At 63.3% G+C, this 24686-nt stretch carries 18 protein-coding genes and 1 tRNA gene; 12 read left to right on the forward strand and 7 right to left on the reverse strand.

The features are described from left to right. The first annotated feature begins 183 nt into the window (after window positions 1-183). Both NKH42_RS24635 and NKH42_RS24640 read left to right on the forward strand, forming a co-directional pair. Window positions 184-1410, forward strand: a complete 1227-nt coding sequence (locus NKH42_RS24635) for a lytic murein transglycosylase (RefSeq protein ID WP_254816924.1) — start codon at window positions 184-186, stop codon at window positions 1408-1410. Window positions 1411-1436: 26 nt separating this feature from the next. Then, window positions 1437-2684: an SGNH/GDSL hydrolase family protein gene (locus tag NKH42_RS24640; RefSeq protein WP_352688030.1), complete on the forward strand. Its 1248-nt coding sequence runs from the start codon at window positions 1437-1439 to the stop codon at window positions 2682-2684. 36 nt (window positions 2685-2720) lie between these two features. Here NKH42_RS24640 and NKH42_RS24645 read toward each other — a convergent pair whose 3' ends face one another. After that, window positions 2721-4175 (reverse strand): glutamate synthase subunit beta, encoded by a 1455-nt coding sequence (locus NKH42_RS24645; protein WP_254816922.1) that lies wholly within the window; start codon window positions 4173-4175, stop codon window positions 2721-2723. 143 nt (window positions 4176-4318) lie between these two features. Beyond that, window positions 4319-9049: a glutamate synthase large subunit gene (gltB, locus tag NKH42_RS24650; RefSeq protein ID WP_352688028.1), complete on the reverse strand. Its 4731-nt coding sequence runs from the start codon at window positions 9047-9049 to the stop codon at window positions 4319-4321. Between the two features lie 477 nt (window positions 9050-9526). Between gltB and NKH42_RS24655 the strand changes: the two genes are divergently transcribed. Beyond that, window positions 9527-10579, forward strand: coding sequence for a threonine aldolase family protein (locus tag NKH42_RS24655; protein WP_254816920.1), 1053 nt, complete (start codon window positions 9527-9529; stop codon window positions 10577-10579). A gap of 90 nt (window positions 10580-10669) precedes the next feature. On the opposite strand, the gene NKH42_RS24660 is transcribed toward NKH42_RS24655, so the two are convergent. Continuing rightward, window positions 10670-11134, reverse strand: coding sequence for an Hsp20 family protein (locus NKH42_RS24660; RefSeq protein WP_352478207.1), 465 nt, complete (start codon window positions 11132-11134; stop codon window positions 10670-10672). Between the two features lie 470 nt (window positions 11135-11604). Here NKH42_RS24660 and NKH42_RS24665 point away from each other — a divergent pair, with 470 nt between their 5' ends. Both NKH42_RS24665 and NKH42_RS24670 read left to right on the forward strand, forming a co-directional pair. Beyond that, window positions 11605-12579, forward strand: coding sequence for an alpha/beta fold hydrolase (locus NKH42_RS24665; protein ID WP_352688026.1), 975 nt, complete (start codon window positions 11605-11607; stop codon window positions 12577-12579). Between the two features lie 137 nt (window positions 12580-12716). After that, window positions 12717-13175: a styrene oxide isomerase gene (locus NKH42_RS24670; protein WP_352752554.1), complete on the forward strand. Its 459-nt coding sequence runs from the start codon at window positions 12717-12719 to the stop codon at window positions 13173-13175. A gap of 146 nt (window positions 13176-13321) precedes the next feature. On the opposite strand, the gene hisN is transcribed toward NKH42_RS24670, so the two are convergent. Further along, window positions 13322-14095, reverse strand: a complete 774-nt coding sequence (gene hisN / locus NKH42_RS24675; protein ID WP_352688022.1) for a histidinol-phosphatase — start codon at window positions 14093-14095, stop codon at window positions 13322-13324. 326 nt (window positions 14096-14421) lie between these two features. After that, complete coding sequence (locus NKH42_RS24680; RefSeq protein WP_254816915.1) at window positions 14422-15363, reverse strand: N-formylglutamate amidohydrolase; 942 nt, start codon at window positions 15361-15363, stop codon at window positions 14422-14424. A gap of 153 nt (window positions 15364-15516) precedes the next feature. Here NKH42_RS24680 and cpdR point away from each other — a divergent pair, with 153 nt between their 5' ends. Beyond that, window positions 15517-15879 (forward strand): cell cycle two-component system response regulator CpdR, encoded by a 363-nt coding sequence (gene cpdR / locus NKH42_RS24685; protein ID WP_006199474.1) that lies wholly within the window; start codon window positions 15517-15519, stop codon window positions 15877-15879. A gap of 103 nt (window positions 15880-15982) precedes the next feature. Further along, window positions 15983-16057: transfer RNA gene (locus NKH42_RS24690), tRNA-Val, on the forward strand. A gap of 91 nt (window positions 16058-16148) precedes the next feature. On the opposite strand, the gene fcl is transcribed toward NKH42_RS24690, so the two are convergent. Then, window positions 16149-17111 (reverse strand): GDP-L-fucose synthase, encoded by a 963-nt coding sequence (fcl, locus tag NKH42_RS24695; protein WP_352752556.1) that lies wholly within the window; start codon window positions 17109-17111, stop codon window positions 16149-16151. A gap of 162 nt (window positions 17112-17273) precedes the next feature. After that, window positions 17274-18428, reverse strand: coding sequence for a dihydrodipicolinate synthase family protein (locus NKH42_RS24700; RefSeq protein WP_352688018.1), 1155 nt, complete (start codon window positions 18426-18428; stop codon window positions 17274-17276). A 245-nt stretch (window positions 18429-18673) separates the two neighbouring features. Here NKH42_RS24700 and NKH42_RS24705 point away from each other — a divergent pair, with 245 nt between their 5' ends. From NKH42_RS24705 to NKH42_RS24725, 5 genes are read left to right on the forward strand one after another with little or no spacing between them, the layout of a single operon-like run. Then, complete coding sequence (locus NKH42_RS24705; RefSeq protein WP_352647626.1) at window positions 18674-19729, forward strand: LacI family DNA-binding transcriptional regulator; 1056 nt, start codon at window positions 18674-18676, stop codon at window positions 19727-19729. Further along, window positions 19726-20742: a Gfo/Idh/MocA family protein gene (locus NKH42_RS24710; RefSeq protein WP_352506352.1), complete on the forward strand. Its 1017-nt coding sequence runs from the start codon at window positions 19726-19728 to the stop codon at window positions 20740-20742. Before NKH42_RS24705 ends, NKH42_RS24710 begins: the two co-directional genes overlap by 4 nt. Next, window positions 20739-22340, forward strand: coding sequence for an acyl CoA:acetate/3-ketoacid CoA transferase (locus tag NKH42_RS24715; protein ID WP_352506353.1), 1602 nt, complete (start codon window positions 20739-20741; stop codon window positions 22338-22340). The genes NKH42_RS24710 and NKH42_RS24715 overlap by 4 nt, the downstream gene beginning before the upstream one ends. Further along, window positions 22333-23109, forward strand: a complete 777-nt coding sequence (locus NKH42_RS24720; RefSeq protein WP_352506354.1) for an enoyl-CoA hydratase/isomerase family protein — start codon at window positions 22333-22335, stop codon at window positions 23107-23109. The genes NKH42_RS24715 and NKH42_RS24720 overlap by 8 nt, the downstream gene beginning before the upstream one ends. Before the next feature lie 15 nt (window positions 23110-23124). Next, the gene (locus tag NKH42_RS24725; RefSeq protein WP_352506355.1) at window positions 23125-24636 is read left to right on the forward strand and encodes an aldehyde dehydrogenase family protein; all 1512 of its coding nucleotides are present in this window, start codon (window positions 23125-23127) and stop codon (window positions 24634-24636) included. Window positions 24637-24686 lie beyond the last annotated feature (50 nt).

Raw genomic sequence — 24686 nt, forward strand, 5'->3', positions numbered from 1 at the left:
TGTTCGGCAATCCCGATTCGAGACATTTTCATGCCGAAATCGAGGATTACTGAACGGTGGGTCATAAATCTCAGCTGGTAAAGCATTGACGCATCTTTTCACCCCGCACGGCACCTATGGTAAACCAAATGCTAACCGGGTTCGGCGATGAATAGTCTTCCTGAGATGAAGAAGGAGGAAAAGATGTCCGTTCGCAACGCCGCAAGGCGCTTCACCAGCGTCCTGACGGCCGCCAGCCTCTCGCTTGCTTTGCTCATGCCCAGCGGGCCGGCTTTTGCCGATGCCGGCTTCCGCCAATGGGTCGCCAGCTTCCGTGCTACCGCCGTGGCGAGCGGCGTTTCCGGCTCCGTCTACGACCAGGCATTCAAGGGCATCAACGATGCTGACCCGGTGGTGCTGGAAAAGGCTCGTACTCAGCCCGAATTCACCGCACCCGCCTGGGATTATTTCGACAACCGCGTCCATGACCAGTCGGTCGCCGTCGGCCAGCAAATGGCAAGGAAATGGAAGCCTTGGCTGGACAGGATCGAGGCAAGATACGGCGTCGACCGCTACATCCTGCTGGCCATCTGGTCGATGGAATCGAACTACGGCGAAACCCTCAAGCGCGATGATATCATGCGCAATGTCGTGCGCTCGCTGGCGACGCTTGGTTATGCGGACCCCAAGCGAGCGAAATTTGCCCGCACCCAGCTGATCGCGGCGCTGAAGATCCTGCAAACCGGCGACATCGACGAAAGCCATCTCAGCGGCTCATGGGCCGGCGCGATGGGCCATACCCAGTTCATCCCTACCAGCTACCTGTCCTATGCGGTCGATATGGACGGCAACGGCAAGCGCGACATCTGGAATTCTATTCCCGACGCACTGGCGACAGCCGCCAATTTGCTGCGGAAGAACGGCTGGCAGGCAGGCAAGACCTGGGGCTATGAAGTCAGCCTTCCGGACGGCAAGAAGCTGCCCGGAGGCTCGAAGTCGCTGTCGCAATGGCAGGCGCTGGGCGTCACCCGTGCCAACGGCAAGCCGTTCAAGAACGGTGCCGACAAGGCGACGTTGAAGCTGCCCGGCGGCCGCGGCGGGCCGGCTTTCCTGATGATCACGAATTTCTCGGTCATCAAGCGTTACAACAATGCTGACAAATATGCGCTCGCCGTGGGCCTTCTTGCCGACGAAATCGCCGGCTATGGCGGGCTTGTGCAGGACTGGAAGCGACCGTTTACCAAGCTCTCCTTCGAGGAAAGGCAGGAGCTTCAGAAGCGACTTTCCGAGCACGGCTTTTACGACGGCAAGTTCGACGGCAAGATCGGTGACGGATCGAAAACCGCCATCATGGCCTTCCAGGCAAAGGCCGGCTTGACCCAGGACGGGTATCCTAGCAAGGAAGTGCTCAAATGGCTCAGGCAGAACTAGAGCCGGTTACGGGATGGAGAGGGTGATTGGTTTCGGCTGCGCGCATCCGGTTAATTGTTCGTCGCGTGCCGATTCTGGTTCTGGCGATCGCCGTTCTGGCAGTCGGCGCCGCCAGTGCCTTTCATACCTCGGCCATGGCGCAGGAGCCGGAAAGTCGTGGCTGGTCGCTGCGCGACCTGTTGTTTCCGCGCAGAAGCGAGCGGTTTGAGCAGCCGCCGCCCGAATTCCAGAGAGAATTCCAGAGAACAAAGCCTAGGCCCAAGCTGAGAAAGCCCCGGTCAGTTCGCCGGCCGCCGCCGGCCGAGCCGACAACCCCAGTGGCCGAGAAGGCGCCGGATGCACGCGTCGTTCTGGTGGTCGGCGATTTCATGGCGTCTGGGCTGGCTGAGGGGCTCGACGCCGCCTTTGCCGAAAACACCGGCGTCAGGATCGTCGTCCGTGCCAACGGATCGTCCGGCTTCGTGCGTGACGATGTCTACAACTGGCCAGAACAGGTCAAGTCGCTGATCGCTGCCGAAAAACCGGCAGCCGTCGTCGTCATGCTCGGATCCAACGACCGGCAGCAGATGCGCGTCGGCGATGTGCGCGAGCAGCCGCGATCCGAGAACTGGACCAAGGAATACGAGCGCCGGACCGATGCGTTCGGCAAGGCCATCGCCGCAACCAAGGTGCCGTATTTGTGGGTTGGCATGCCGGCCTTCCGGGTCTCGAAAATGACCTCCGACATGCTGGCCTTCAACGATATCTTCCGCTCGTCCGCCGAAAGCCACGGCGGCGAATTCGTCGACGTCTGGGACGGGTTTGTCGACGAGAACGGCGCCTTCATCACCAGCGGACCGGACATCAACGGCCAATCGGTGCGCCTGCGCTCCGACGACGGCATCAACATGTCGAAGGCCGGCAAGCGCAAGCTCGCCTTCTATACCGAAAAGCCGCTGATGAAGATCCTGGGGCTGGCCGCGCCGGGAAGCGTGGTGACGGCTTCTGCCCCGGCCGGCGCTCCCGTCGAGGCGCCGGCACCTGCTGCCGCGCCGATAGCTGTCGATCGCACCGTGCCGATGCTGCTCAGCGATCCGGCGCTGGACGGCGGTTCGGAACTTCTCGGCGCCGCCCCGCCGGCAAAAGCTGACAAGAATTTGCCGGGGGAAAGGCTGATCGTCGAGGGCAAGGCGCCCGACGCCTCACCGGGCCGCGCTGACGATTTCTCCTGGCCGCCCAAGACACAGCCTGCGACGGCGGCCGCATCCGATACGACGACGGCGATCCGGCAGTAAAGCTGGCGCCTCTTTCTGTAGAGTTTCGGAACGGGCTCAGCGCGGCAGCACGCTCGATCCCATCAGCGCCTCGTCGATTGCACGCGCCGCCTGGCGGCCCTCGCGGATCGCCCAGACGACCAGCGACTGGCCGCGCCGCACGTCGCCCGCCGCATAGAGCTTTTCGACGCTGGTCCTGTAGTCCCGGTCATTGGCCTCGACATTCTTCGAGCGGCGGCTGTCGGTGACGATCTTCATCTGCCCGTCGAGTTCCGAGACCGGCCCGCGAGCGGCTGGCCCGGCAAAGCCGATGGCGATGAAAGCGAGATCGGCGCGGATGACGAATTCCGTGCCCGCGATCGGCTTGCGCTTTTCGTCGACTTCGCAGCATTTTACCCCGGTCAGCTGGCCGTCTTCGCCAATGAATTCAAGCGTCGCCACCTGGAATTCGCGCTCGGCGCCTTCGGCCTGCGAGGACGACGTGCGCATCTTGGTCGCCCAGTAGGGCCAGACCGACAGCTTGTCCTCCTTTTCCGGCGGCTGCGGCCGGATGTCGAGCTGGGTGACGCGCACCGCGCCCTGGCGGAAGGCGGTACCGACGCAGTCGGAGGCAGTGTCGCCGCCGCCGACGACGACGACGTGCTGGCCGCCGGCGACGATCGGGCGCGACGGCCATGCCACCGACTGGATCGGCTCGCCGCCGATACGCTTGTTCTGCTGAACCAGATACGGCATCGCGTCGTGCACGCCGTCGAGATCGTCGCCAGGGATGTTGGCCGGACGCGGTGTTTCGGAACCGCCGCAATAGAGGACCGCGTCATATTCGGCGAGCAGTTCGGCTACCGGCTTGTCGACGCCGACATTGACGCCACAATGGAAGCTGACACCTTCGCCCTGCATCTGCTCGATGCGCCGGTCGATATAATGCTTCTCGATCTTGAAGTCGGGGATACCGTAGCGCATCAGCCCGCCCGGCCGGCTCTCGCGCTCATAGACGTGAACGTCATGGCCGGCGCGGCCGAGTTGCTGGGCAGCCGCCATTCCCGCCGGCCCCGAGCCGATGATCGCGACGCGCTTGCCGGTCTTCCGTTCCGGCGGATAGGGCCGGATATGGCCGGTTTCATAGGCTTTGTCGGCAATCGCCTGCTCGATCGTCTTTATGGCGACCGGAATATCCTCGAGGTTCAGCGTGCAGGCTTCCTCGCAAGGTGCGGGGCAGATGCGGCCGGTAAACTCCGGAAAATTGTTGGTCGAATGCAGGTTGCGGATCGCGTTTTCCCAGTCGCCATTGTAGACGAGGTCGTTCCAGTCGGGGATCTGGTTGTGGATCGGGCAGCCGGTCGGTCCATGGCAATACGGAATGCCGCAATCCATGCAGCGCGCAGCCTGTTTCTCGACCTCCTTGTCCGACATCGGCAGCGTGAACTCACGGAAATGCCGGATGCGGTCGGAAGCCGGCTGGTACTTGTGCACCTGCCGGTCGATCTCGAGAAACCCTGTTACCTTGCCCATAGTCCAGTCCCTGCTGTCCGGAAGGTACGCCTGGCGACGCACCCGTTAACCTCATAAGGCAGCCGTGGCAACCTTCAGTCCGAGGTCAGGATTGTTGATGAAGATGGTTGCCAGGACGCATGGGCCCCCGGCAATTTCCAAATCTATTCCGCCGCCACGTTCATGCGCATCCGCTCCATCTCGATCAGCGCGCGGCGGTATTCGACCGGCATGATCTTCCGGAATTTCGGCCGGAAAGTCGCCCAATCGTCGAGGATTTCGCGACCTCGTACCGAGCCCGTGTAGTGGACGTGGTTGGAGATCAGCTGGTAGAGCCGCTCCTCGTCGTGGCTGGTCATATCGCCCGATACGTCGACACGGCCCTTATGGTCGAGATCGCCGCCATGGTGGAGCAGCTTTTCCATCAGGTCGTCCTCTTCCGGAACCGGCTCCAGCTCGACCATCGCCATGTTGCAGCGTTCGGCGAAATCGCCCGCCTCGTCGAGCACATAGGCGACGCCGCCCGACATGCCGGCGGCGAAGTTGCGGCCGGTCTGGCCGATGACGACGACGATACCGCCGGTCATGTATTCGCAACCGTGGTCGCCGACGCCTTCAACGACCGCGGCGACACCCGAATTGCGCACAGCAAAACGCTCTCCGGCAACGCCGCAGAAATAGGCCTGGCCCTCGGTTGCGCCGTAGAGCACGGTATTGCCGACAATAATGGACTCGGCAGCAACGATTTTCGTGTTCTCCGGCGGGCGGATGACGATGCGGCCGCCCGACAGACCCTTGCCGACATAGTCATTGGCAGCGCCCACCAGTTCGAACGAAATCCCGCGCGCCAGAAAGGCCCCAAAGGATTGGCCGGCCGTGCCGGTGAGCTTCACCGAGATCGTGTCCTCGCGCAGGCCCTTGTGCTTGAAGCGCTTTGCCACCTCGCCCGACAGCATGGCGCCGGTCGAACGGTCGACGTTGCGGATCGGCAGTTCGATGCCGACCGGCTGCCTGGCTTCAAGCGCCGGCTTTGCCAGTTCGATCAGCTTGCGATCGAGCACGTCGTCGATCGGATGCTTCTGCCGCTCGGTCCAGTGCACCGCCTCGTGTGGCGCATCGGGCTTGTAGAACATCTTGCTGAAGTCGAGTCCGCGCGCCTTCCAGTGCTGGATCAGCTCGCGCTTTTCCAGAAGGTCGGTGTCGCCGATGATCTGGTCGAGATGGGTGTAGCCCATCTCGGCAAGCAGCGCCCGCACCTCTTCCGCCACATAGAAGAAGAAGTTGATGACGTGCTCGGGCGTGCCCTTGAAGCGCTTGCGCAGCACCGGGTCCTGCGTCGCGACGCCGACCGGGCAGGTGTTGAGATGGCACTTGCGCATCATGATGCAGCCGGCCGCGATCAGTGGCGCGGTCGAGAAGCCGAACTCGTCGGCGCCGAGCAGCGCGCCGATGATGACGTCACGCCCTGTGCGCAGGCCGCCATCGACCTGCAGCGCGACGCGCGACCTGAGGCCGTTGAGCACCAGCGTCTGGTGCGTCTCGGCAAGGCCCATCTCCCACGGGCTGCCGGCATGCTTGAGCGAGGTCAGCGGCGAAGCGCCGGTGCCGCCGTCATAGCCTGATATGGTGATGTGGTCGGCACGCGCCTTGGCGACGCCGGCCGCAACCGTGCCGACGCCGACTTCCGAGACCAGCTTGACCGATACGTCGGCCGCCGGATTGACGTTCTTCAGGTCGTAGATGAGCTGCGCCAGATCCTCGATCGAATAGATGTCATGATGCGGCGGCGGCGAGATCAGGCCGACGCCCGGCGTCGAATGCCTGACCTTGGCTATGGTTGCGTCGACCTTGTGGCCCGGCAGCTGGCCGCCCTCGCCGGGCTTTGCCCCTTGCGCGACCTTGATCTGCATCATGTCGGAATTGACCAGATATTCGGCAGTGACGCCAAAGCGTCCCGAAGCGACCTGCTTGATCGCCGAGCGTTCGGGGTTCTTGCCGCCGCCCGGCAGTGGCAGATAGCGGTCGGCCTCTTCGCCGCCCTCGCCGGTATTCGACTTGCCGCCGATGGCGTTCATGGCGCGCGCCAGCGTCGTGTGCGCTTCCCTGGAGATCGAGCCGAAGGACATCGCCCCGGTCGAGAAGCGCTTGACGATATCGGCCGCCGGCATCACCTCGTCGAGTTCGACCTTCTTGCGCCCGGTCTCTTGCGCAAGCTTGATCTTGAACATGCCGCGAATGGTCTGCGCCTGCGCCGTCTCGCTGTCGATCTGGGCGGAATAGTCCTTGAACGTCTCCCACGAGCCCTGGCGCACAGCGTGCTGCAAGGTCGCCACTGCGTCGGGCGACCAGATATGGGCCTCGCCGCGCATGCGGAACATGTATTCGCCGCCGACCTCGAGGCTGTTGCGCAGCACCGGGTCGTTGCCGAAGCCGTCGGTGTGACGGCTGACCGTTTCGGCGGCGATCTCGTCCAGCCCGACGCCTTCGATCAGCGTCGCCGTACCGGTGAAGTACTTGTGCACGAACTCCGACTTCAGCCCAATGGCATCGAAGATCTGCGCGCCGCAATAGGACTGATAAGTCGAGATGCCCATCTTGGACATCACCTTCAGGATGCCCTTGCCGATCGACTTGATGTAGCGGGAGACGACCTCGTAGGCATCGACCTCCGCTGGCAATTCGCCACGCTTGTGCATGTCGAGCAGCGTGTCGAAAGCGAGATAGGGATTGATCGCCTCGGCGCCGTAGCCGGCGAGACAGCAGAAATGATGCACCTCGCGCGGCTCGCCGGATTCCACGACGAGCCCGACCGAGGTGCGCAATCCCTTGCGGATCAAATGATGATGCACGGCCGCCGTTGCCAGCAGCGCCGGAATGGCGATGCGGTCCGGGCCGAGCTGACGGTCCGACAGTATGATGATGTTGTAGCCGCCGGCGACCGCCGCCTCGGCGCGCTCGCATAGCCGGTCTATAGCGCCCTGCATGCCGGCCGCGCCTTCATTCGAAGCATAGGTGATGTCGATCGTCTTGGTGTCGAAACGGTCCTCGGTGTGACCGATGGAGCGGATCTTTTCGAGATCGCCATTGGTCAGGATTGGCTGGCGCACTTCGAGCCGCTTGCGGCGCGAATTGCCGACCAGGTCGAAGATGTTGGGCCGCGGCCCGATGAAGGACACCAGGCTCATCACCAGTTCCTCGCGGATCGGGTCGATCGGCGGGTTGGTGACCTGGGCGAAATTCTGCTTGAAATAGGTGTAGAGCAGCTTCGATCTGTCCGACATCGCCGAAATCGGCGTGTCGGTGCCCATCGAGCCGACTGCTTCCTGGCCGGTGGTCGCCATCGGCGACATCAGCAGCTTGGTGTCTTCCTGGGTGTAGCCGAACGCCTGCTGGCGGTCGAGCAGGCTGACGTCCCTGCGCAGGGCGCGCGGCTCGACCGGCTTCAAATCTTCGAGGATGAGCTGGGTGTTGGCGAGCCAGCTCTTGTAGGGGTGCCTGGTCGCGATCTCCGACTTGATCTCCTCGTCGGAAACGATGCGGCCCTTGTCCAGGTCGATCAGCAGCATGCGGCCGGGCTGCAGCCGCCACTTCTTGACGATCCTTTCCTCCGGCACCGGCAGCACGCCGGCTTCCGAGGCCATGATGACGCGGTCGTCATCGGTAACGATGTAGCGCGCCGGCCGCAGCCCGTTGCGGTCGAGCGTGGCACCGATCTGGCGGCCGTCGGTGAAGGCAACCGCCGCCGGCCCGTCCCACGGCTCCATCAGGGCTGCGTGATACTCATAGAAGGCTTTGCGGTCCTGACCCATCAGCTTGTTGCCGGCCCAGGCTTCCGGGATCAGCATCATCATGGCGTGGGCGAGCGAATAGCCGCCCTGCGTCAGGAATTCGAGCGCATTGTCGAAGCAGGCGGTGTCCGACTGCCCTTCGTAGGAGATCGGCCACAGTTTCGAGATGTCGTTGCCGAACAGTTCGGAATCGACCGAAGCTTGGCGCGCCGCCATCCAGTTGACGTTGCCGCGCAACGTGTTGATCTCGCCATTGTGGGCGACCATGCGGTAGGGATGCGCCAGCTTCCACGACGGGAACGTGTTGGTCGAGAAGCGCTGGTGGACCAGGATCAGCGCCGTCTCGAAACGCGGGTCGGTGAGGTCCTTGTAGTAGGCTCCGACCTGATAGGCCAGGAACATGCCCTTGTAGACGATGGTCCGCGACGACATCGAGACGACATAGAAGCCGTTGTCGACGCCTTTGGTCTCCTCGTGGATACGTCCGGAAATGACCTTGCGCAGGATGTAGAGCCGCCGCTCGTAATCGTCGTCGTTCTCGATCTCGGCGCCGCGGCCCAGGAACACCTGCCGGTGCACCGGCTCGGAAGCGGCGATGTCGGGCGCCTTGGACAGCGACGAATTGTCGACCGGCACGTCGCGAAAGCCGAGCAGCGGCTGGCCCTCGAGTTGCGCCACCTCGGCGATGATGCCTTCGATATGCGCCTGCAGCTCCGGGTCGCGCGGCATGAACACCTGGCCGACGGCATAGTGGCCGGGCTTCGGCAGTTCGACCCCTTGCTTGGCCATCTCCTCACGGAAGAAGCGGTCCGGCAGTTGCACCAGCACGCCGGCGCCGTCGCCCATCAGCGGATCGGCGCCGACCGCGCCGCGATGCGTCAGGTTTTCGAGCACGGCAAGGCCGTCCTCGACGATCTGGTGCGACTTCACGCCCTTCATGTTGACGATGAAGCCGACGCCGCAGGCATCATGCTCGTTGCGCGGATCGTAGAGGCCGCGCGCGGCATAGCCGGTGTTGGTTCGCCAAATATTGGTCAGAGACGGATTTTTGACGGCTGCCGCTTTCGTCTGCGCGGCCTTCGTCGCAGATGGCGTCATGTCCGTCATCGTCCTGTCCTCCGTTCCGTCCCCTTCGGGCGCTGGTTTCCGTCGGGAAGCGCGTGGCTCCCCTTTCAATCTTGCGGCACGTCTTGCGAAATTCTTGCCGACCGTGCGGCTTTCCGCATCGTTCGCATATGGTATTCGTACAGGCCAGAGCCAGGCTGTCTAGCTGTCGCTCGCGGCAATGGCCGCAGAGGCGCAATCATAATGCCAATGCGGGCAGTTTTGTGCGACAAAATAAGACAGCACTACTGTCCTAAATTTTTATGACAGAAATTTTGGATGCACACAAGACCGATTCACAAAATTCTTGAAGCTTTCGCCACAGAAAATTGCGCGGAACGCGGTATCAGCGTAACCTTTCGTCGCTGCATGTACGCTCATGCGTTTCGCTGGCTTTAGCGGATTTTCGGTGTCTGCCCCTTGCGGCCGGCATGCGAAAGCGGCCAAGCTCGCCCCGATTTCCCCAGCATAGGCAGACGCATGATTTTCGCTTCCGACAATTGGGCAGGCGCCCATCCCCGTATCGCTGCCGGCCTCTCGGCCCATGCCGAGGGCTTCTCCACCGCTTATGGCGACGGCGTCCTCGACAAGGCAGTTTACCAGCGCTTCAATGAGATCTTCGAATGCGAAGTCGCGGTGTTTTTCGTCGCCACCGGCACCGCTGCCAATTCGCTGTCGCTGACTACCTATAACAAGCCAGGCGGCATTTCCTTCTGCCATCGCGAATCGCACGTCATCGAGGACGAATGCGGTGCACCGGAATATTTCACCGGCGGTTCGCGGCTTTATACAGTCGAAGGCGCGCTCGGCAAAATCGATGCCGGCAATCTGGAACGGGCGGTGGACCGTTTCGCACCCGAAAACGTCCATTCCGGGCGGCCGGTTGCCGTTTCGATCACTCAGTCGACCGAGGTCGGAACCGTCTACACGCTGAACGAAATCGCCAGGATTTCGGCGATCGCAAAGCAGCATGGACTGCCGCTGCACATGGACGGGGCCCGCTTTGCCAATGCGCTCGTCGCGCTGGAAACGACGCCGGCCGAAATGACCTGGAAGCACGGTATCGACATCCTCTCCTTCGGCGGCACCAAGAATGGCTGTTGGTGCGCCGAGGCGATCGTGCTGTTCGACCTCGAGCGAGCCAAGGAATTGGCCTTTTTGCGCAAGCGCGCGGCCCAGCTGTTCTCGAAATCGCGTTTCATCGCCGCGCAATTCGATGCTTATTTCAGGGGTGGGCTATGGCTCGATACGGCACGGCACGCCAATGCGATGGCGGCACGGCTTGCCGCGGCGATAGAAGATTCCCCTTCCGCCCGGCTGGCCTGGCTGCCGCAGGCGAACGAGGTCTTCGCGGTCATGAAAAAGGCCGAGGCCGAAAGCATGCAAGCGGCAGGCGCGGCCTTCCACGACTGGCACAGGCCGCTCGGCTACGACGGCCACATCGGCGAGGACGAAGCGCTCTACCGCTTCGTCACCAGCTTCGCGACCACGCCCGACGAGGTCGACCGTTTCGGCTACCTGCTCGCCGGATAGCAAGCCTTACCCAGCAAAAAGAGCGGCGCATTGCTGCACCGCCCTTTCTTCCCGGGGAGTTGGCGTCCCCGGAGAACGTAGCTGCCTGGCTTAGGCGGCAGTCTTGGCCTCGATCTGCTTGGCCTTGGCCGGAGCCGAGGTGATCGCGATCTTGCGCGGCTTCAGCTCTTCGGGGATGTTGCGCTTGAGGTCGACGGAGAGCAGCCCGTTCTTCAGCGCGGCGCCGACAACCTCGACGTGATCGGCAAGCTGGAAGCGGCGCTCGAAGGCTCGGCTGGCGATACCGCGATAGAGCAGTTCGGAGCCTTCGCCATTGCCTTCCTCCTTGCGCTCACCCTTGACGGTCAGCACATTGCGGTGAGCTTCGATCGAAATCTCATCTTCCGAGAAGCCGGCCACAGCCATCGAGATGCGATAGGCATCCTCGCCCGTGCGCTCGATGTTGTAAGGCGGATACGTCTGGCCTTCCGGCTGCGCAAGCGAGTCGAGCATGGTGAACAGCCGGTCGAAACCGACGGTCGAACGGTAGAGCGGGGAAAAATCAACGTGACGCATGATGTGTTCTCCTGTTGAGCAACAAGGTTGCGTATGGCCGGTGCGAAACCCGTAACAGCGTTCCGGATGGGCCAGCGGCCCCGACATTGGCGACCGCATGACAAATTTGGGAAGCGGACGACGGCATTTCAAGATTTTCCCGCGTCCAAACAGGACCGGTCCCGGCCGACGTCCCGATGCCGATGAACGGCAGATGAACCGTGGCTTCGGCGAGCGTTCAGCCAAGCGGCATTAAAACTGTTCTCGAGATAACGAACAGGTCGCGAAAAAGGCGACACGACGAGGCCGAACCGGGTGCAACGTCCCTTCCTCCCGGGTCGACAGAGGCCGGGAGTACGCCCAAGGCTGCTTCCGGCCTTATTTCTTCGCTGCCTGTCGAGCTCCCCGGCGTCCCGAATTCCTTTGCTTTTGGCGCATGGGCGTTTATGCCTGACTTGCGCCCGTCGGCCCCGACACCAGCCAAACACCGTATGACCGATCTTTTCCACCAGACCCCCGTCTTCCATGAAACTCCGGGCAATCCGCTGCCGGAAAACGCAGCCGGTGGCTTCTTCACCACGCGCGACGGCAAGAAGATCCGCTATGGGCTGTTTGCCGCGGTTGCCCGCCCCATGAAGGGCACCGTCGTCGTCCTGACCGGCCGCAACGAGTGCATCGAGAAGTATTTCGAGACCATTCGCAACCTTGCCGACCGGGGCTTTGGCGTGGCAACCCTCGACTGGCGCGGCCAGGGCGCTTCCGACCGGATGATCGGCAACCGACAGCGCGGCTACGTCCAGAGCTTCTTCGACTACACCGGCGATCTGGAGCAGTTCTTCGAAGAGATCGTGCTGCCCGATTGCCGAGGACCCTACTACATACTGGCCCATTCGGCTGGCGCGGTGATTGCGCTGCTCGCCGCGCCCTCGATGGCGAACCGCGTGCGCCGCATGGTGCTGATCGCACCGTTCTTCACAGTGCCCGACCTGCCGGTTTCGGTAATAACCGTTCGCCGCATCTGTTCGCTGTTCTGCCTTCTCGGCCTCGGCCGGCTCTATGCCGCATGGGGGCCGCGGCCGAAGGAATCGGTGCCCTTCGCCATGAACAAGCTGACCAGCGACCCGGCGCGCTATCGGCGCAACACGCTGATCTACGAAACCTATCCGCAGCTGGCGCTCGGCGGACCGACGATCCGCTGGCTGAAGGCGGCCACGGAGGCATCCTTGATCGTCAGCGACCCGGATTTCATGGCCAAGATCCAGGTGCCCTTGCTGATGATCGCCGCCGGCGCCGACCAAGTTGTCTCGACCAGGGCAGTCGAAGCCTATGCGAGACGTCTGCGCGTCGGCTCGCTAGTGATGATCGACGGCGCCCGCCATGAGATCCTCCAGGAAGCCGACCTCTATCGCGAGCAGTTGCTTGCGGCATTCGATGCCTTCATCCCCGGAACCGGCGACGCTGTTTGACCGCTTCGCGGCGCCCGCCAACAAAGCCCGCACGGGTCGCTTGTCCGGCGCAGCGTGCCCCCTTATTCCCGTTCAGGCATCGAGCGCTAGCTTGCTGCCAAAGAGGTTGGAGGCCATTCGCCGGGAGAAAAACGACCATGAACGCATCAAACACGCTGTCACGTCAGGGGCATCGGCTACTGCAGATTGGCGTCGCGCTGCTGCTGTTTTCGTCATTCCAAGGGTTTGCAATACCGTATCTCGCCGCACCGCGGCTCGGACTGTCCGCGCACACGCTCAGCGCCCTGGAGGGCGTTCTCTTGCTGGCGCTAGGCCTCACATGGTCTAGGCTCAATCTCGGCGCGGCGACGTCGCGGATTGCATTCTGGCTGCTGATCTATTCGGCTTTGGCGATCCTGGCCGCCTACGTGATCGCCAGCGCCTGGGCGGCCGGCAACGAGACTATGCCGTTAGCGGCCGGAGCCTTCCACGGAAGCGCCTTTCAGGAAGCTGTGATCAAAGGTGTGGCGTATTCGTCCGCGCCGACCGGCCTTATCTCTTTCGCGCTCATTTTGTGGGGCCTGCGTCTCTCGGACGCTTGGCCTGCCGATAGCTAATGCATGTCGAAGGTGCGCAGCGGTTGTACGATAACGACATACAAAAAATGCGAGCGCGCCCCCATTCAACGCGCGACGCACTTTGGAACCGTACCGCGGTTTCCGTCGGATTTGCGCAAAACCAGACGCGCGGGTGCACCGGATGCCTAGCCGCGCAGCGCCGCCATCGCCGCCGCGTGCAGTTCCGGTGTCGCCGCCGCCAGGATGTCGCCGCCCTTTTCCGCCGGTCCGCCCTCGAAAGTGGTGACGACGCCGCCTGCCTTCTCGATGATCGGGATCAGTGCGACGATGTCGTAGGGTTTCAATCCGGGATCGGCGACGATATCGACGCTGCCCGCGGCCACCATGGCGAAGGCATAGCAGTCGGTGCCGTAACGGGCGAGCTGGACCTGCTTCTCGAATACGTCATAGCGCAGGCGCGCGTCTCCCTTGAACAGCGCCGGCGTGGTAGTGAACAGCGTCGCCTCGGCGAGATTCGTCGTCTTGCGCGTCGCGAGTTTTCGCGGGCCACCCGGACCTTCATAATGCGAGCCGGAGGCATTGGCGTAGAACAGCTCGCCGGTGAAGGGCTGCGACATCATGCCGGCGACGGCATCGCCGTCGACCGTCAGCCCGACCAGTGTTCCCCATACCGGCAGGCCGGAGATGAAGGCGCGTGTTCCATCGATCGGATCGATCACCCAGACATGCCGGCTGGAGATGTTTTCGCTGCCATGCTCCTCGCCGAGGATGCCGTGATCGGGGTATTGCGCGTTGATCAGCGCCCGGATGGCCCGCTCGGCCTCGCGGTCGGCCTCGGTGACGGGGTCGAAGCTGCCGCGCTCCTTGTTGGTGACCGCGCCCTGATTGCGGAAGCGCGGCAAGGTCTCGGCTGCGGCGGCATGCGCAACGCGCCGCATGAACTCGATGCTGACGTCCAACTGATTCTCCCGCTCCAGCATGTTTGAGATGCCCGTTAGCCCTCGGTTTTATGCCGAAACAAGGGCGTTCGGAGCCTTTCGCTGGACGCTAACTGTTGCTCGAATGCAACGCAATCATCGTGGAAATGCAATTTCCACTTCACAGTGAATTAAAAAACCCGGAACGCGCCTTGACATTTGTGCAGCGCACAATACGTTTGTTCTCGGACAGGGTTCCTGTCCATGCCCTCCTTGGGCGTTTCCTCCCTAGACTTCGACCGTGTCGTGCAAACGATGCGGTCTTTTTTTGTGCCGCCGCATGAGCGGCGAGTGCCGCGATTCCGGCGCTATTCTGCGGCCAGAGGCAGATCCATGAAATTGTGATCGGGCATCGCCATCAGTTCGGCTGAAAACCGCGCCAGATCGTCCGCCAGGGCGTCGAAACCAGATGATCTCTGGAACGTCCGCTCATTCATGTAGAGCCCCCGATTGACCTCGATCTGCAGCGCATGCAGATGGCGCACTGGGCGGCCATAGTGCTCCGTGATGAAGCCTCCGGCATAGGGCTTGTTGTGGGCGACGCTGTAGCCCATGCCGGTGAGCAGGCCGATCGCGGTTTCGGTCAACGCCGCCGCGGCCGAGATGCCGAAACGGTCGCCGACGATGAAATCCGGCCGCAATCCGCTGTCGCCGACCCTTATGCTTGCCGGCATCGAGTGGCAGTCAATCAGCACGGCATAGCCGAAGCGCGCATGGGTTCTGGTCAAGAGCCGTTTCAGCGTCTCGTGATAGGGCTTGTAGACCGCTTCGATGCGCGCCACGGCTTCCGCCAGCGGCAAGCGGCCGGAATAGATGTCGAGCCCCTCGCCTACAAGCTTGGGCACGGTGCCGAGTCCGCCGGCCACCCGCGCTGAGCGGATGTTGCAGAATGACGGCACCGGTTCGGCGAACATGCGCGGGTCGAGTTCCCACGGCTCCCGGTTGACGTCGAGATAGGCACGCGGGAAGTTTGCCGCCAGCATCGGCGCCCCTAGCGCGACGGCACCGCCGAACAATTCCTCGACATAGCAGTCCTCGGAGCGACGGATCGCGTTGCGGTCCAGCTTGGCCATCGCCATGAACCGGTCCGGATAGTAGCGGCCGCTATGCGGCGAGTTGAAGAGGAAGGGAACGCGCTGTTCGGCGCCCGATCGGATTTCGAAGGGTGGAACGACCGAAAAATCCTCGGCTGCCGTTTTCAATTTGAACGAACCCGGGAATACCAATGCATCATGATAGGAAAGTGCCACCTCGCCGCTCGCATGTCCAGCCGCCGAAGCGCCAGCCAAATCAGGATTGTGCGCCCAACGTTCACTTGATGTTTACCGTCACCTCCTCATATACAGCATGGTTAACGGGCTTGCCGCACGGCATTGTCGGTTGGGTGATTCGGACGGGACAAGATGGCACGCATTCTGCTGGCGGAAGACGACGACGACATGCGCCGGTTCCTCGTCAAGGCGCTGGAGCGCGCCGGTTATCAGGTCAGCGATTTCGACAATGGCGCCAGTGCCTATGAGCGGCTGCGCGAGGAGCCTTTTTCGCTGCTTTTGACCGACATCGTCATGCCCGAGATGGATGGCATCGAGCTCGCCCGTCGCGCCACCGAGATCGATCCTGACCTCAAGGTGATGTTCATCACCGGCTTCGCCGCCGTCGCCCTGAACCCTGACTCCAAGGCGCCGAAAGACGCCAAGGTGCTATCGAAGCCGTTCCACCTGCGCGACCTCGTCAACGAAGTCGAAAAGATGCTGCAGGCCGCCTGACGCGCTTTTGTCGCGTCTTGACCGACGCCGCAAGCCAGCCATTCTTTCCCCTTTCCCGCTATTGACGTGCCGAACCAAAAATGGTGTATGCGCGGCTTCGGATGGGCGTGTAGCTCAGCGGGAGAGCACTGCATTGACATTGCAGGGGTCACAGGTTCAATCCCTGTCACGCCCACCATCCAGACAATCCCTCGATTGGCCGTCGGTATTTTCATCGGCTGTCGTTCTCAGCCTCATCCAATCCTGATGCCGAGCTCGCCAATTCAGCTTCAGGCCGCGCCGAGGCGGAGATCGCCGGTCTCGACGTGCTGGAGAAACCACGAATAGGTCTGTTCCAATCCGCTGCGCAGCGAGTAGCGCGGGCGCCAGCCGGTGGCGAACAGACGCGATACGTCCATCAGCTTGCGCGGCGTGCCGTCCGGCTTCGTCGCATCGAATGTTATTGCGGCATCGGCGCCGGCGACCGACACGATGGTGCGGGCAAGGTCGGCAATGGTGATGTCTTCCCCCGAGCCGACATTGATGTGGCTGTCGCCCGAATAATTCTTCAGCAGCCAGACCAGCGCGTCAGCGGCGTCGTCGACATGCAGGAATTCACGCATAGGCGTGCCTGATCCCCACACCTCCAGGCTCTTGCGCCCGGCGCGCTTGGCCTCGTGCGCCTTGCGCATCAGAGCGGGCACGACATGGCTGGAATTGAGGTCGAAATTGTCGCCCGGACCGTAGAGATTGGTCGGCATCGCCGAGATGTAGTCGACGCCGTACTGGCGCCGATAGGCCTGACACAGTTTCAGCCCGGCGATCTTGGCGATCGCATACCATTCGTTGGTGGGCTCGAGCGGCCCGGTCAGCAAGGCGTCCTCGGAGATCGGCTGCGCCGCGAATTTGGGATAGATGCAGGATGAACCGAGAAACAGCAGCTTCTGCACCTCGTTGCGGAAGGCGCTGTCGATGACATTGTTCTGCATGACGAGATTGTCCTGCAGAAAATCGACCGGAAGCCTGTTGTTGGCCAGGATACCGCCAACCTTGGCCGCCGCCATCACCACTGCATCCGGCTTGCGGTCGGCCATCCAGTGCCGCACGCCGGACTGGTCGAGAAGATCGAGCTCGGCGCGCGAGGCGGTCAGGAGCTCGCAATCCTCGTCGGCCAATCGGCGCAGGATGGCCGAGCCGACCATGCCGCGATGTCCGGCCACGAAAACGCGCTTGCCCTGAAGGTCGAAGGTCATCAGCTTACCCCAATGCAGAACGGCAGCTATGCCAGTTGGCCGGCGGAGCGCCGGATCGGCTTCTCTGTTGCCGGACGCATACCGCATACAGATTTGCCCAGACAAGGCAAATCGCAAAGCCACGCGAAGCAACCTTTGGATCGGACGCTGTAGCGCTCGCGATCAGACGCCCGCTACCGCGCAGAGGCTTGTCATTCTGGCAATGGCAAGCTTGGGGTCGGCCAGCAACCCTGCCTGGTCGGCAAGGCGAAAGACATCGGAATAGTGGCGGATGCCGCGCGCCGATTGCATGCCGCCGATCATCGAAAAATGCTCCTGGTGGCCGTTCAGCCATGCCATGAAGACGATGCCGGCCTTGTAATATTCGGTCGGCACCTCGAAGATTTTGCGCGACAGCGGCACTGTCGGGGCCATCAGCGCGTCATAGCCGGCGCGGTCGCCGGCGGCCAGCTTTGCCAGCGCTGCATTGGCGACCGGCGCGATCGCATCGAAGATGCCGAGCAGCGCGTGCGAATGTCTGTCGCCGTCGCCGGCGATCAGCTCGGGGTAATTGAAGTCGTCGCCGGTGAACATCACCACGCCCTCGGGCAGCCGGTCCCTGAGGGCAATCTCCTTGCCGGCATCGAGCAGCGAGATCTTTATGCCCTCGACCTTGCCGGCATGGCGTTCGATGATCGCGATCACCGTCTCCAGCGCGGTTTCGAAATCGCTGCTGCCCCAGTAGCCTTTCAGCGTCGGGTCGAACATGTCGCCCAGCCAGTGCAGGATGACCTTGCCGGACGCCTGGGACAGGATGCGGTCGTAGACGCCGACATAATCGTCGGGGCCTTTGGCGATCGCCGCCAGCGTGCGGCTGGCCATCATGATCGCCTTGCCGCCAAGCCCTTCGATGAAGCCGAGCTGTTCTTCATAGGCCGCGATGACATCGTCGAGCGTGCTGGCGGCCCCCGGCGCCAGATGGTCGGTGCCGGCGCCCGACGCAAGATCGGCGCCGTCGACGCTGCGCGCCTCAGCGATCGAGCGGCGGATCAATTCCCTGGCGTTTGCCCAATCGAAACCCATACTGCGCTGCGAGGTGTCCATCGCTTCGGCGACACGGAAGCCAAGCCGCCAAAGGTGACGGCGAAACGCCATCGTCTTCTCCCAGTCGACCGCGGGCCTCGACCACGGATCGGTCATGGCGAGGGGATCGGCAACGACATGGGCGGCGGCGTAGGCGATGCGCGAGAACCGCGCGCCGGCCACAGGCTGCACCGGCTGGCCGACAAGCCTGTAGCGGATACGGCCGCCGCCTTCCCCGGGCAAGGTGATGTCCATGGCTCTCTCCCTTGCCCGCGCCTATTAAATGGAACGTTCCAGTAAATCAAGATATTTTGACCGCCTGCCTCGTGCAGCTCAAAATTGCTGCATCGCAGCAGGCGAAAGCCATGCCTGCCAGAGGATTGCGCCCACTGAGCCGCATTTTTCTCGGGTTCGCAAAAACACGATTGACTCAAATGCCTCGCAGAGATTAGATCGTTCCAATAAAATCGCATAAGAAACCTCCGGGAGGACAGATCTGGATGGCCAGCCGGGCCAAGGCAACGATACTCGACATCGCCCGTGAGGCGGGCGTGTCCAAATCGACGGTATCGCTGGTGTTGCAAGGCAGCCGGCTGATCCGGCCTGAGACCGCGCTCAAGGTGCGCAAGGCGATCGAGGATGTCGGGTATGTCTACAACCGCGGCGCCGCCAATCTGCGCAAGGCCCACTCCAACGTCATCGGCATGGTCATCAACGATCTTACCAATCCGTTTTTCGCCGAGATGGCGGTCGGCATGGAGCGCGTCTTCCAGTCGGCCGGGATCGTGCCTTTCATCGCCAACACGGCGGAGAGCCCGGTGCGCCAGGAAGAGGTTCTGAAATCGCTGATGGAGCAGGGTGTCGCCGGGCTCGTCGTGTCGCCGGCGCGCGGCACCACGCCGGGCGCGTTCCGCCGCCTTGAGACCGCAGGCGTTCCGGTCGTCTTCGTCATGCGCCGCCTCCCCGAAAGCCGCATCCCGGTGATCACGCCCGACAATCATCGCGGCGCCTATCTTGCCACCGCCCATCTGATCGGCAAGGGCCACCGCCGGCTGGCCTTCTTCGGCGGTTCGTCCGATCTCGTCGTCTATCACGAGCGGCTGGGCGGCTTTCGCGAGGCCTGTGAAGCGCTCGGCATCGCACCAGCCGACAGGCTGGTCTTCGAGGGCGAAACCAGCCGCAAGGGCGGCATTGCCTGCCTGGAAACCGCCCTTGCCATGGCCTCACCGCCGACCGCGGCCCTTTGCTTCAACGATGCGGTCGCCTTCGGCGTCTTGCTGGCGCTGCGCAAGCGCGGCCTTGAACCCGGCGCGGACTTTGCCGTCGTCGGCTTCGACGACGTCGCCGAGGCCGAGCACTACATGCCGGCGCTGACCAGCGTCGCGGTGAACACCGCCGGCCTCGGCGAGCGCGCCGCCCATGTCGTGCTGAAGATGATCCAATCGCGCACCACGCGCGCCGAGGATCATATCGGCGCCGTCAACCTCGTGGTCAGGGAAAGCTGCGGCCCCGATCGCAAGGAGCATGGCTGCGCAGGAATGGGAGACGCGGCATGACCGTCAGTTGGGGGCTGATCGGCGCCAGCACGATCGCAAGACAGTTCATGATCGGCGCCATCCGCGCGCAGCCGGACGGCGAGATCGCCGCAGTGATGAGCTCCAGCCCGGAGCGGGCTACCACCTATGCTCGGGAAAACCGCATTCCGGCGGCGGTCTCGACGCTTGATGAATTGCTCGGCTCTGACATCGACGCCGTCTACATCTCGACCACCAACGAATTGCATCTCGAACAGACACTCGCCGCCATCGAGGCGGGAAAGCATGTGCTTTGCGAAAAGCCGCTGGCGCTGACCAGCGCCGACGCCCGCAAGATGGTCACAGCGGCCAGGGCCGCCGGCGTCGTGCTCGGCACCAATCACCATCTGCGCAATGCGGGCTCGCACCGGGCGATGCGCGAAGCGATCGCTGCCGGCCGCATCGGCAGGCCGATCGCCGCGCGCGTCTTCCACTCCGTCTATCTGCCGGAAAACCTGCAGGGCTGGCGCATCACCAGGCCGGACGCGGGCGGCGGCGTGGTGCTCGATATCACCGTCCACGATGCCGACACGCTGCGCTTCGTGCTCGGCGACGATCCGGTCGAGATCTCGGCGTTCACGCAATCGGCCGGCATGGCCGCCGGCGGGCTGGAAGACGGCGCCATGTGCCTCTGGCGTTTCGCATCGGGCGTCATCGCCCAGTCGCATGAGGGCTTCACCACCAGATTCGCCGGCACCGGCTTCGAGGTGCATGGCAGCGAAGGCTCGCTGATCGCCAGGGATGTGATGACGCAGAAGCCGGTCGGCTCGGTGTTGCTGCGCACGGCACAGGGCGAGGAGGAATTGAGCTTCGACCGCGAAGATCTCTATGCCCGTTCGCTGCACCAATTCCACGCCGCAATCCGTGGCGAGGGCCAGCCTTCCGCCACCGGCGAAGACGGCGTCTGGTCGCTGACATCAGCCGAAGCGGCATTGCAGTCGGCCAGGTCCGGCAAGGCCGTTGCCATCGACCCGAAGCTCGGGAGTGCTGGATGAGCAAGCTCGTTTCCGCGGCTGAGGCTGCCGGCCTGATCAGGGATGGCGTGGTCGTTTCCGTGTCGTCGTCGAGCGGCCTCGGCTGCCCGGATGCGGTGCTTGCCGCGATCGGCGAGCGCTTCGACGCCGAAGGCCATCCCAAGGACATCACGACACTGCACCCGATCGCCGCCGGTGACATGTACGGCATCAAGGGCATCGATCACTTAGCCAAGCCCGGCCTGTTGAAGCGCACTTTGTGCGGCTCCTATCCATCCGGGCCGTCATCTTCCGAACCACCGCAGATCTGGAAGATGATCGGCGACAATTCGGTCGCTGCTTACAACGTGCCGTCCGGCATCCTGTTCGACATGCATCGCGAAGCCGCCGCCAAGCGTCCCGGCGTGCTGACCAAGGTCGGGCTCGACACCTTCGCCGACCCGCGCCACCAGGGCTGCGCCATGAATGCTGCCGCCAGCGAGCCGATCGTTTCGGTGCAGCAGTTCGATGGCGAGGAGTGGCTCTATTTCCGCTCGATCGTGCCGCAGGTGGCGATCATCCGCGCCACCACCGCCGATGAGCGCGGCAACCTCACCTATGAGCATGAAGGTGCTTATCTCGGCGGCCTTGAACAGGCGCTGGCCGCCCGCAACAATGGCGGCATCGTCATCGCGCAGGTCAAGCGCGTCGTCGAGAACGGCACGCTGAAGCCACACGATGTACGAGTGCCCGGCGTGCTGGTCGATCATATCGTCGTGGCGCCCGACCAGTTGCAGACGACGCTGACGCCCTACGATCCGGCCATCTCCGGCGAGATTTTCCGGCCGCTGTCGAGCTTCCGCAACGCCGAGATGAACGTCCAGAAGGTCATCGCCCGCCGCGTCGCCATGGAGCTTGCCGACGGCATGGCGGTCAATATCGGCTTCGGCATCTCGGCCAATGTGCCGCGCATCCTGATCGAGGAAGGCCAGCACGGCAAGGTCACCTGGGTCATCGAGCAGGGTGCGGTCGGCGGCGTGCCGCTGCTCGACTTCAAGTTCGGCTGCTCGTCGAATGCCGACGCCTTCATGCCCTCTCCGCACCAGTTCATCTATTTCCAGGCCGGCGGCTTCGACGCCTCGCTGCTGTCCTTCCTGCAGATCGACCGCCATGGCTCTGTCAACGTCTCGAAGCTTTCGGCGCGGCCCCACGTCACCGCCGGCGCCGGCGGCTTCGTCGACATCACCGCGCGAGCGAAGAAGATCGTCTTTTCCGGTTTCTTCAACGCCGGCGCCAAGCTGTCGCTTGCCGGTGACGGCATCCGCATCGACCAGGAGGGCAAGGTCAAGAAAGTCGTCGACGAGGTCGAGCATATCTCCTTCTCGGGCAAGCGTGCCGTCGCGCAGGGACAGGATATCACCTATGTCACCGAGCGTTGCGTGATGAAGCTGACGCCGGCGGGGCTGATGGTGACCGAGTTGGCGCCGGGCATCGATCTCGAGCGCGATGTGCTGGCGCAGGCCGAGATCCCGCTCGCCGTCGCCAACGAGCTGCAAGTGACGCCGGATGCGCTCTACCGGGACCGGCCGATCGGCCTGTCGCTCAATGGCGGCGCGTCGCTTGGAGGCGCACATGGCTGAGCGTCTGGTAACCTTTGAAACCGACGGCGCCATATGCATTGTCACGCTGCGCCGGCCGGAGAAATTCAACGCGCTCGATATTCCGATGCTGCGGGGGTTGGAAGCAGCGCTCGACGAAGCCGAGGCGGCGCAGACCGTCCGCGTCGTGCTGATCTGCGGCGAAGGCAAGGGCTTTTGCGCCGGCGGCGATGTCGAGGCTTGGGCAGAAATGAGCGCCGCCGATTTCCAGGTGCAATGGGTGCGCTACGGCCATCGCGTCTTTGATCGGCTGGCGCGGCTGCGGCAGCCGACGATCGCCGTGCTTGCCGGCCATGCGCTGGGCGGCGGGCTGGAACTGGCGGCGGCTGCGGACTTCCGCGTGGCGGAAACACAGGTGAAGCTGGGGTTCCCCGAAACCTCGATCGGCGTCGTTCCCGGCTGGTCCGGCACCCAGCGCGCCGTGCGCCGCTTCGGCGCACAGGCAGTGCGGCGGATGGCGCTCGGCGGCGAAGTGTTTCTGGCTACCGAGGCTCTTGCTCTGGGGATTGTCGACCGGGTGGTCGAGACCGGTAAGGCGTTCGCCGAAGCCAAGGCCTGGGCCGGCAAGATCGCCGAGCGCGGGCCACTCGCGACCGAGGCCGCCAAGCTGATGATTGCCATTGCGGAAAGCGAGGAGAGTGCTGCCGCGACCGAAGCGCTGGCCAGCGGCTTCATCGCGCTGACAAGCGATCTCAGGACCGGCGTCGAGGCTTTCAGCGCCAAGCAGAAACCGGCCTTCTCAAGATCTTAGGAACCTGAAACTCACATGAACGCACCTCTCAACATCGCCATGCCCGCCGAGGCAGCCGCAGCGCCGAAAAGCTACCGGCTGCTGATCGACGGCAAGTTCGTGGACGCTCGGGACGGCCGCACGCTGGGGCGCAGCAGCCCCGGCCACGGCTTCACCGTCTCGCGCTATGCACAGGCCGGCGCGGCGGACGTCGAGGCTGCGGTACAGGCCGCGCACAGGGCCTTCGAGACCGGCCCGTGGCCGCGCATGAAGGCCGCCGAGCGCGCCGCGATCCTGCTCAAGGCTGCTGACCTGATCGAGGCGCGGCTGGACGAGATTGCCCGGCTCGACGCGCTGGAATCCGGCAAGCCGATTGCCCAGGCGCGCGGCGAGATCGGCGGCGCCGTCGATATCTGGCGCTATGCCGCGGCACTTGCCCGCACGCTTCACGGCGAAAGCTACGCCAATCTCGGCGACGCCATGCTCGGCGTCGTGCTGCGCGAACCGATCGGCGTCGTCTCCATCATCACACCGTGGAATTTCCCGTTCCTTATCGTCAGCCAGAAACTGCCCTTCGCGCTCGCCGCCGGCTGCACGGCGGTGATCAAGCCGAGCGAGATGACCTCGGCCTCGACTTTCGTGCTCGGCGAGATCCTGATGCAGGCCGGCCTGCCGGATGGCGTCGTCAACATCCTTGCCGGTCTGGGCGCCGATATCGGCGCACCGATGGTCAGCCACCCGCTGGTCGAGATGGTGTCGTTCACCGGCTCCACCCGGGTCGGCAGGATGACCATGGCGTCTGCCGCCAACTCGCTGAAGAAAGTCTCGATGGAGCTCGGCGGCAAGAACGGCCAGATCGTCTTTCCCGATGCCGACCTCGATGCCGCCGCCGACGCGGCGGTATTCGGCGGCTTCTTCAACGCCGGCGAATGCTGCAATGCCGGCAGCCGGCTAATCGTCCATGAGGCGATCGCCGATGAGTTCCTCGGCGCCGTCAAAGCCCTCACCGCCAAGGTGACTGTTGGCGACCCGCTCGACGACCGCACCAAGGTCGGCGCGATGATCTCCGCCGACCACATGGCCAAGGTCACCGGCTACGTGACGGCAGCGGAAAACGGCGGCGGCCGGATCTATAGCGGCGGCAAGCAGCTTGCTGCGAGCGCCGGCCAGTATCTTGATCCAACCATCGTTCGCGACGTCACCGAAGACATGGCCATTGCGCGCGAGGAAGTGTTCGGTCCGGTGCTCTCGGTGCTGACTTTTGAATCGATTGAAAGGGCGTTGCACATCGCCAACAACACGCCCTATGGTCTGTCGGCGGGCGTGTGGAGCGCCAGCATCGATACCTGCATGTCGGTGGCGCGGAATGTGCGTTCGGGAACTGTTTGGGTGAACACGTTCATGGAAGGTTATCCCGAACTGCCTTTCGGCGGCTACAAGCAGTCCGGTCTGGGACGCGAACTCGGCAAGCGCGCCGTCGAGGATTATACCGAGGAAAAGACAATCCAGTTTCATCGCGGCCAGCGCACCGGATGGTGGGTCGGCTGAGTTGGGAAGAACCCGGTGGCCATCCGCCGGTCGTTGTAAGTTCAACAAGG

The organism is Mesorhizobium sp. M1142 (assembly GCF_040318565.1).
GTDB lineage: Bacteria > Pseudomonadota > Alphaproteobacteria > Rhizobiales > Rhizobiaceae > Mesorhizobium.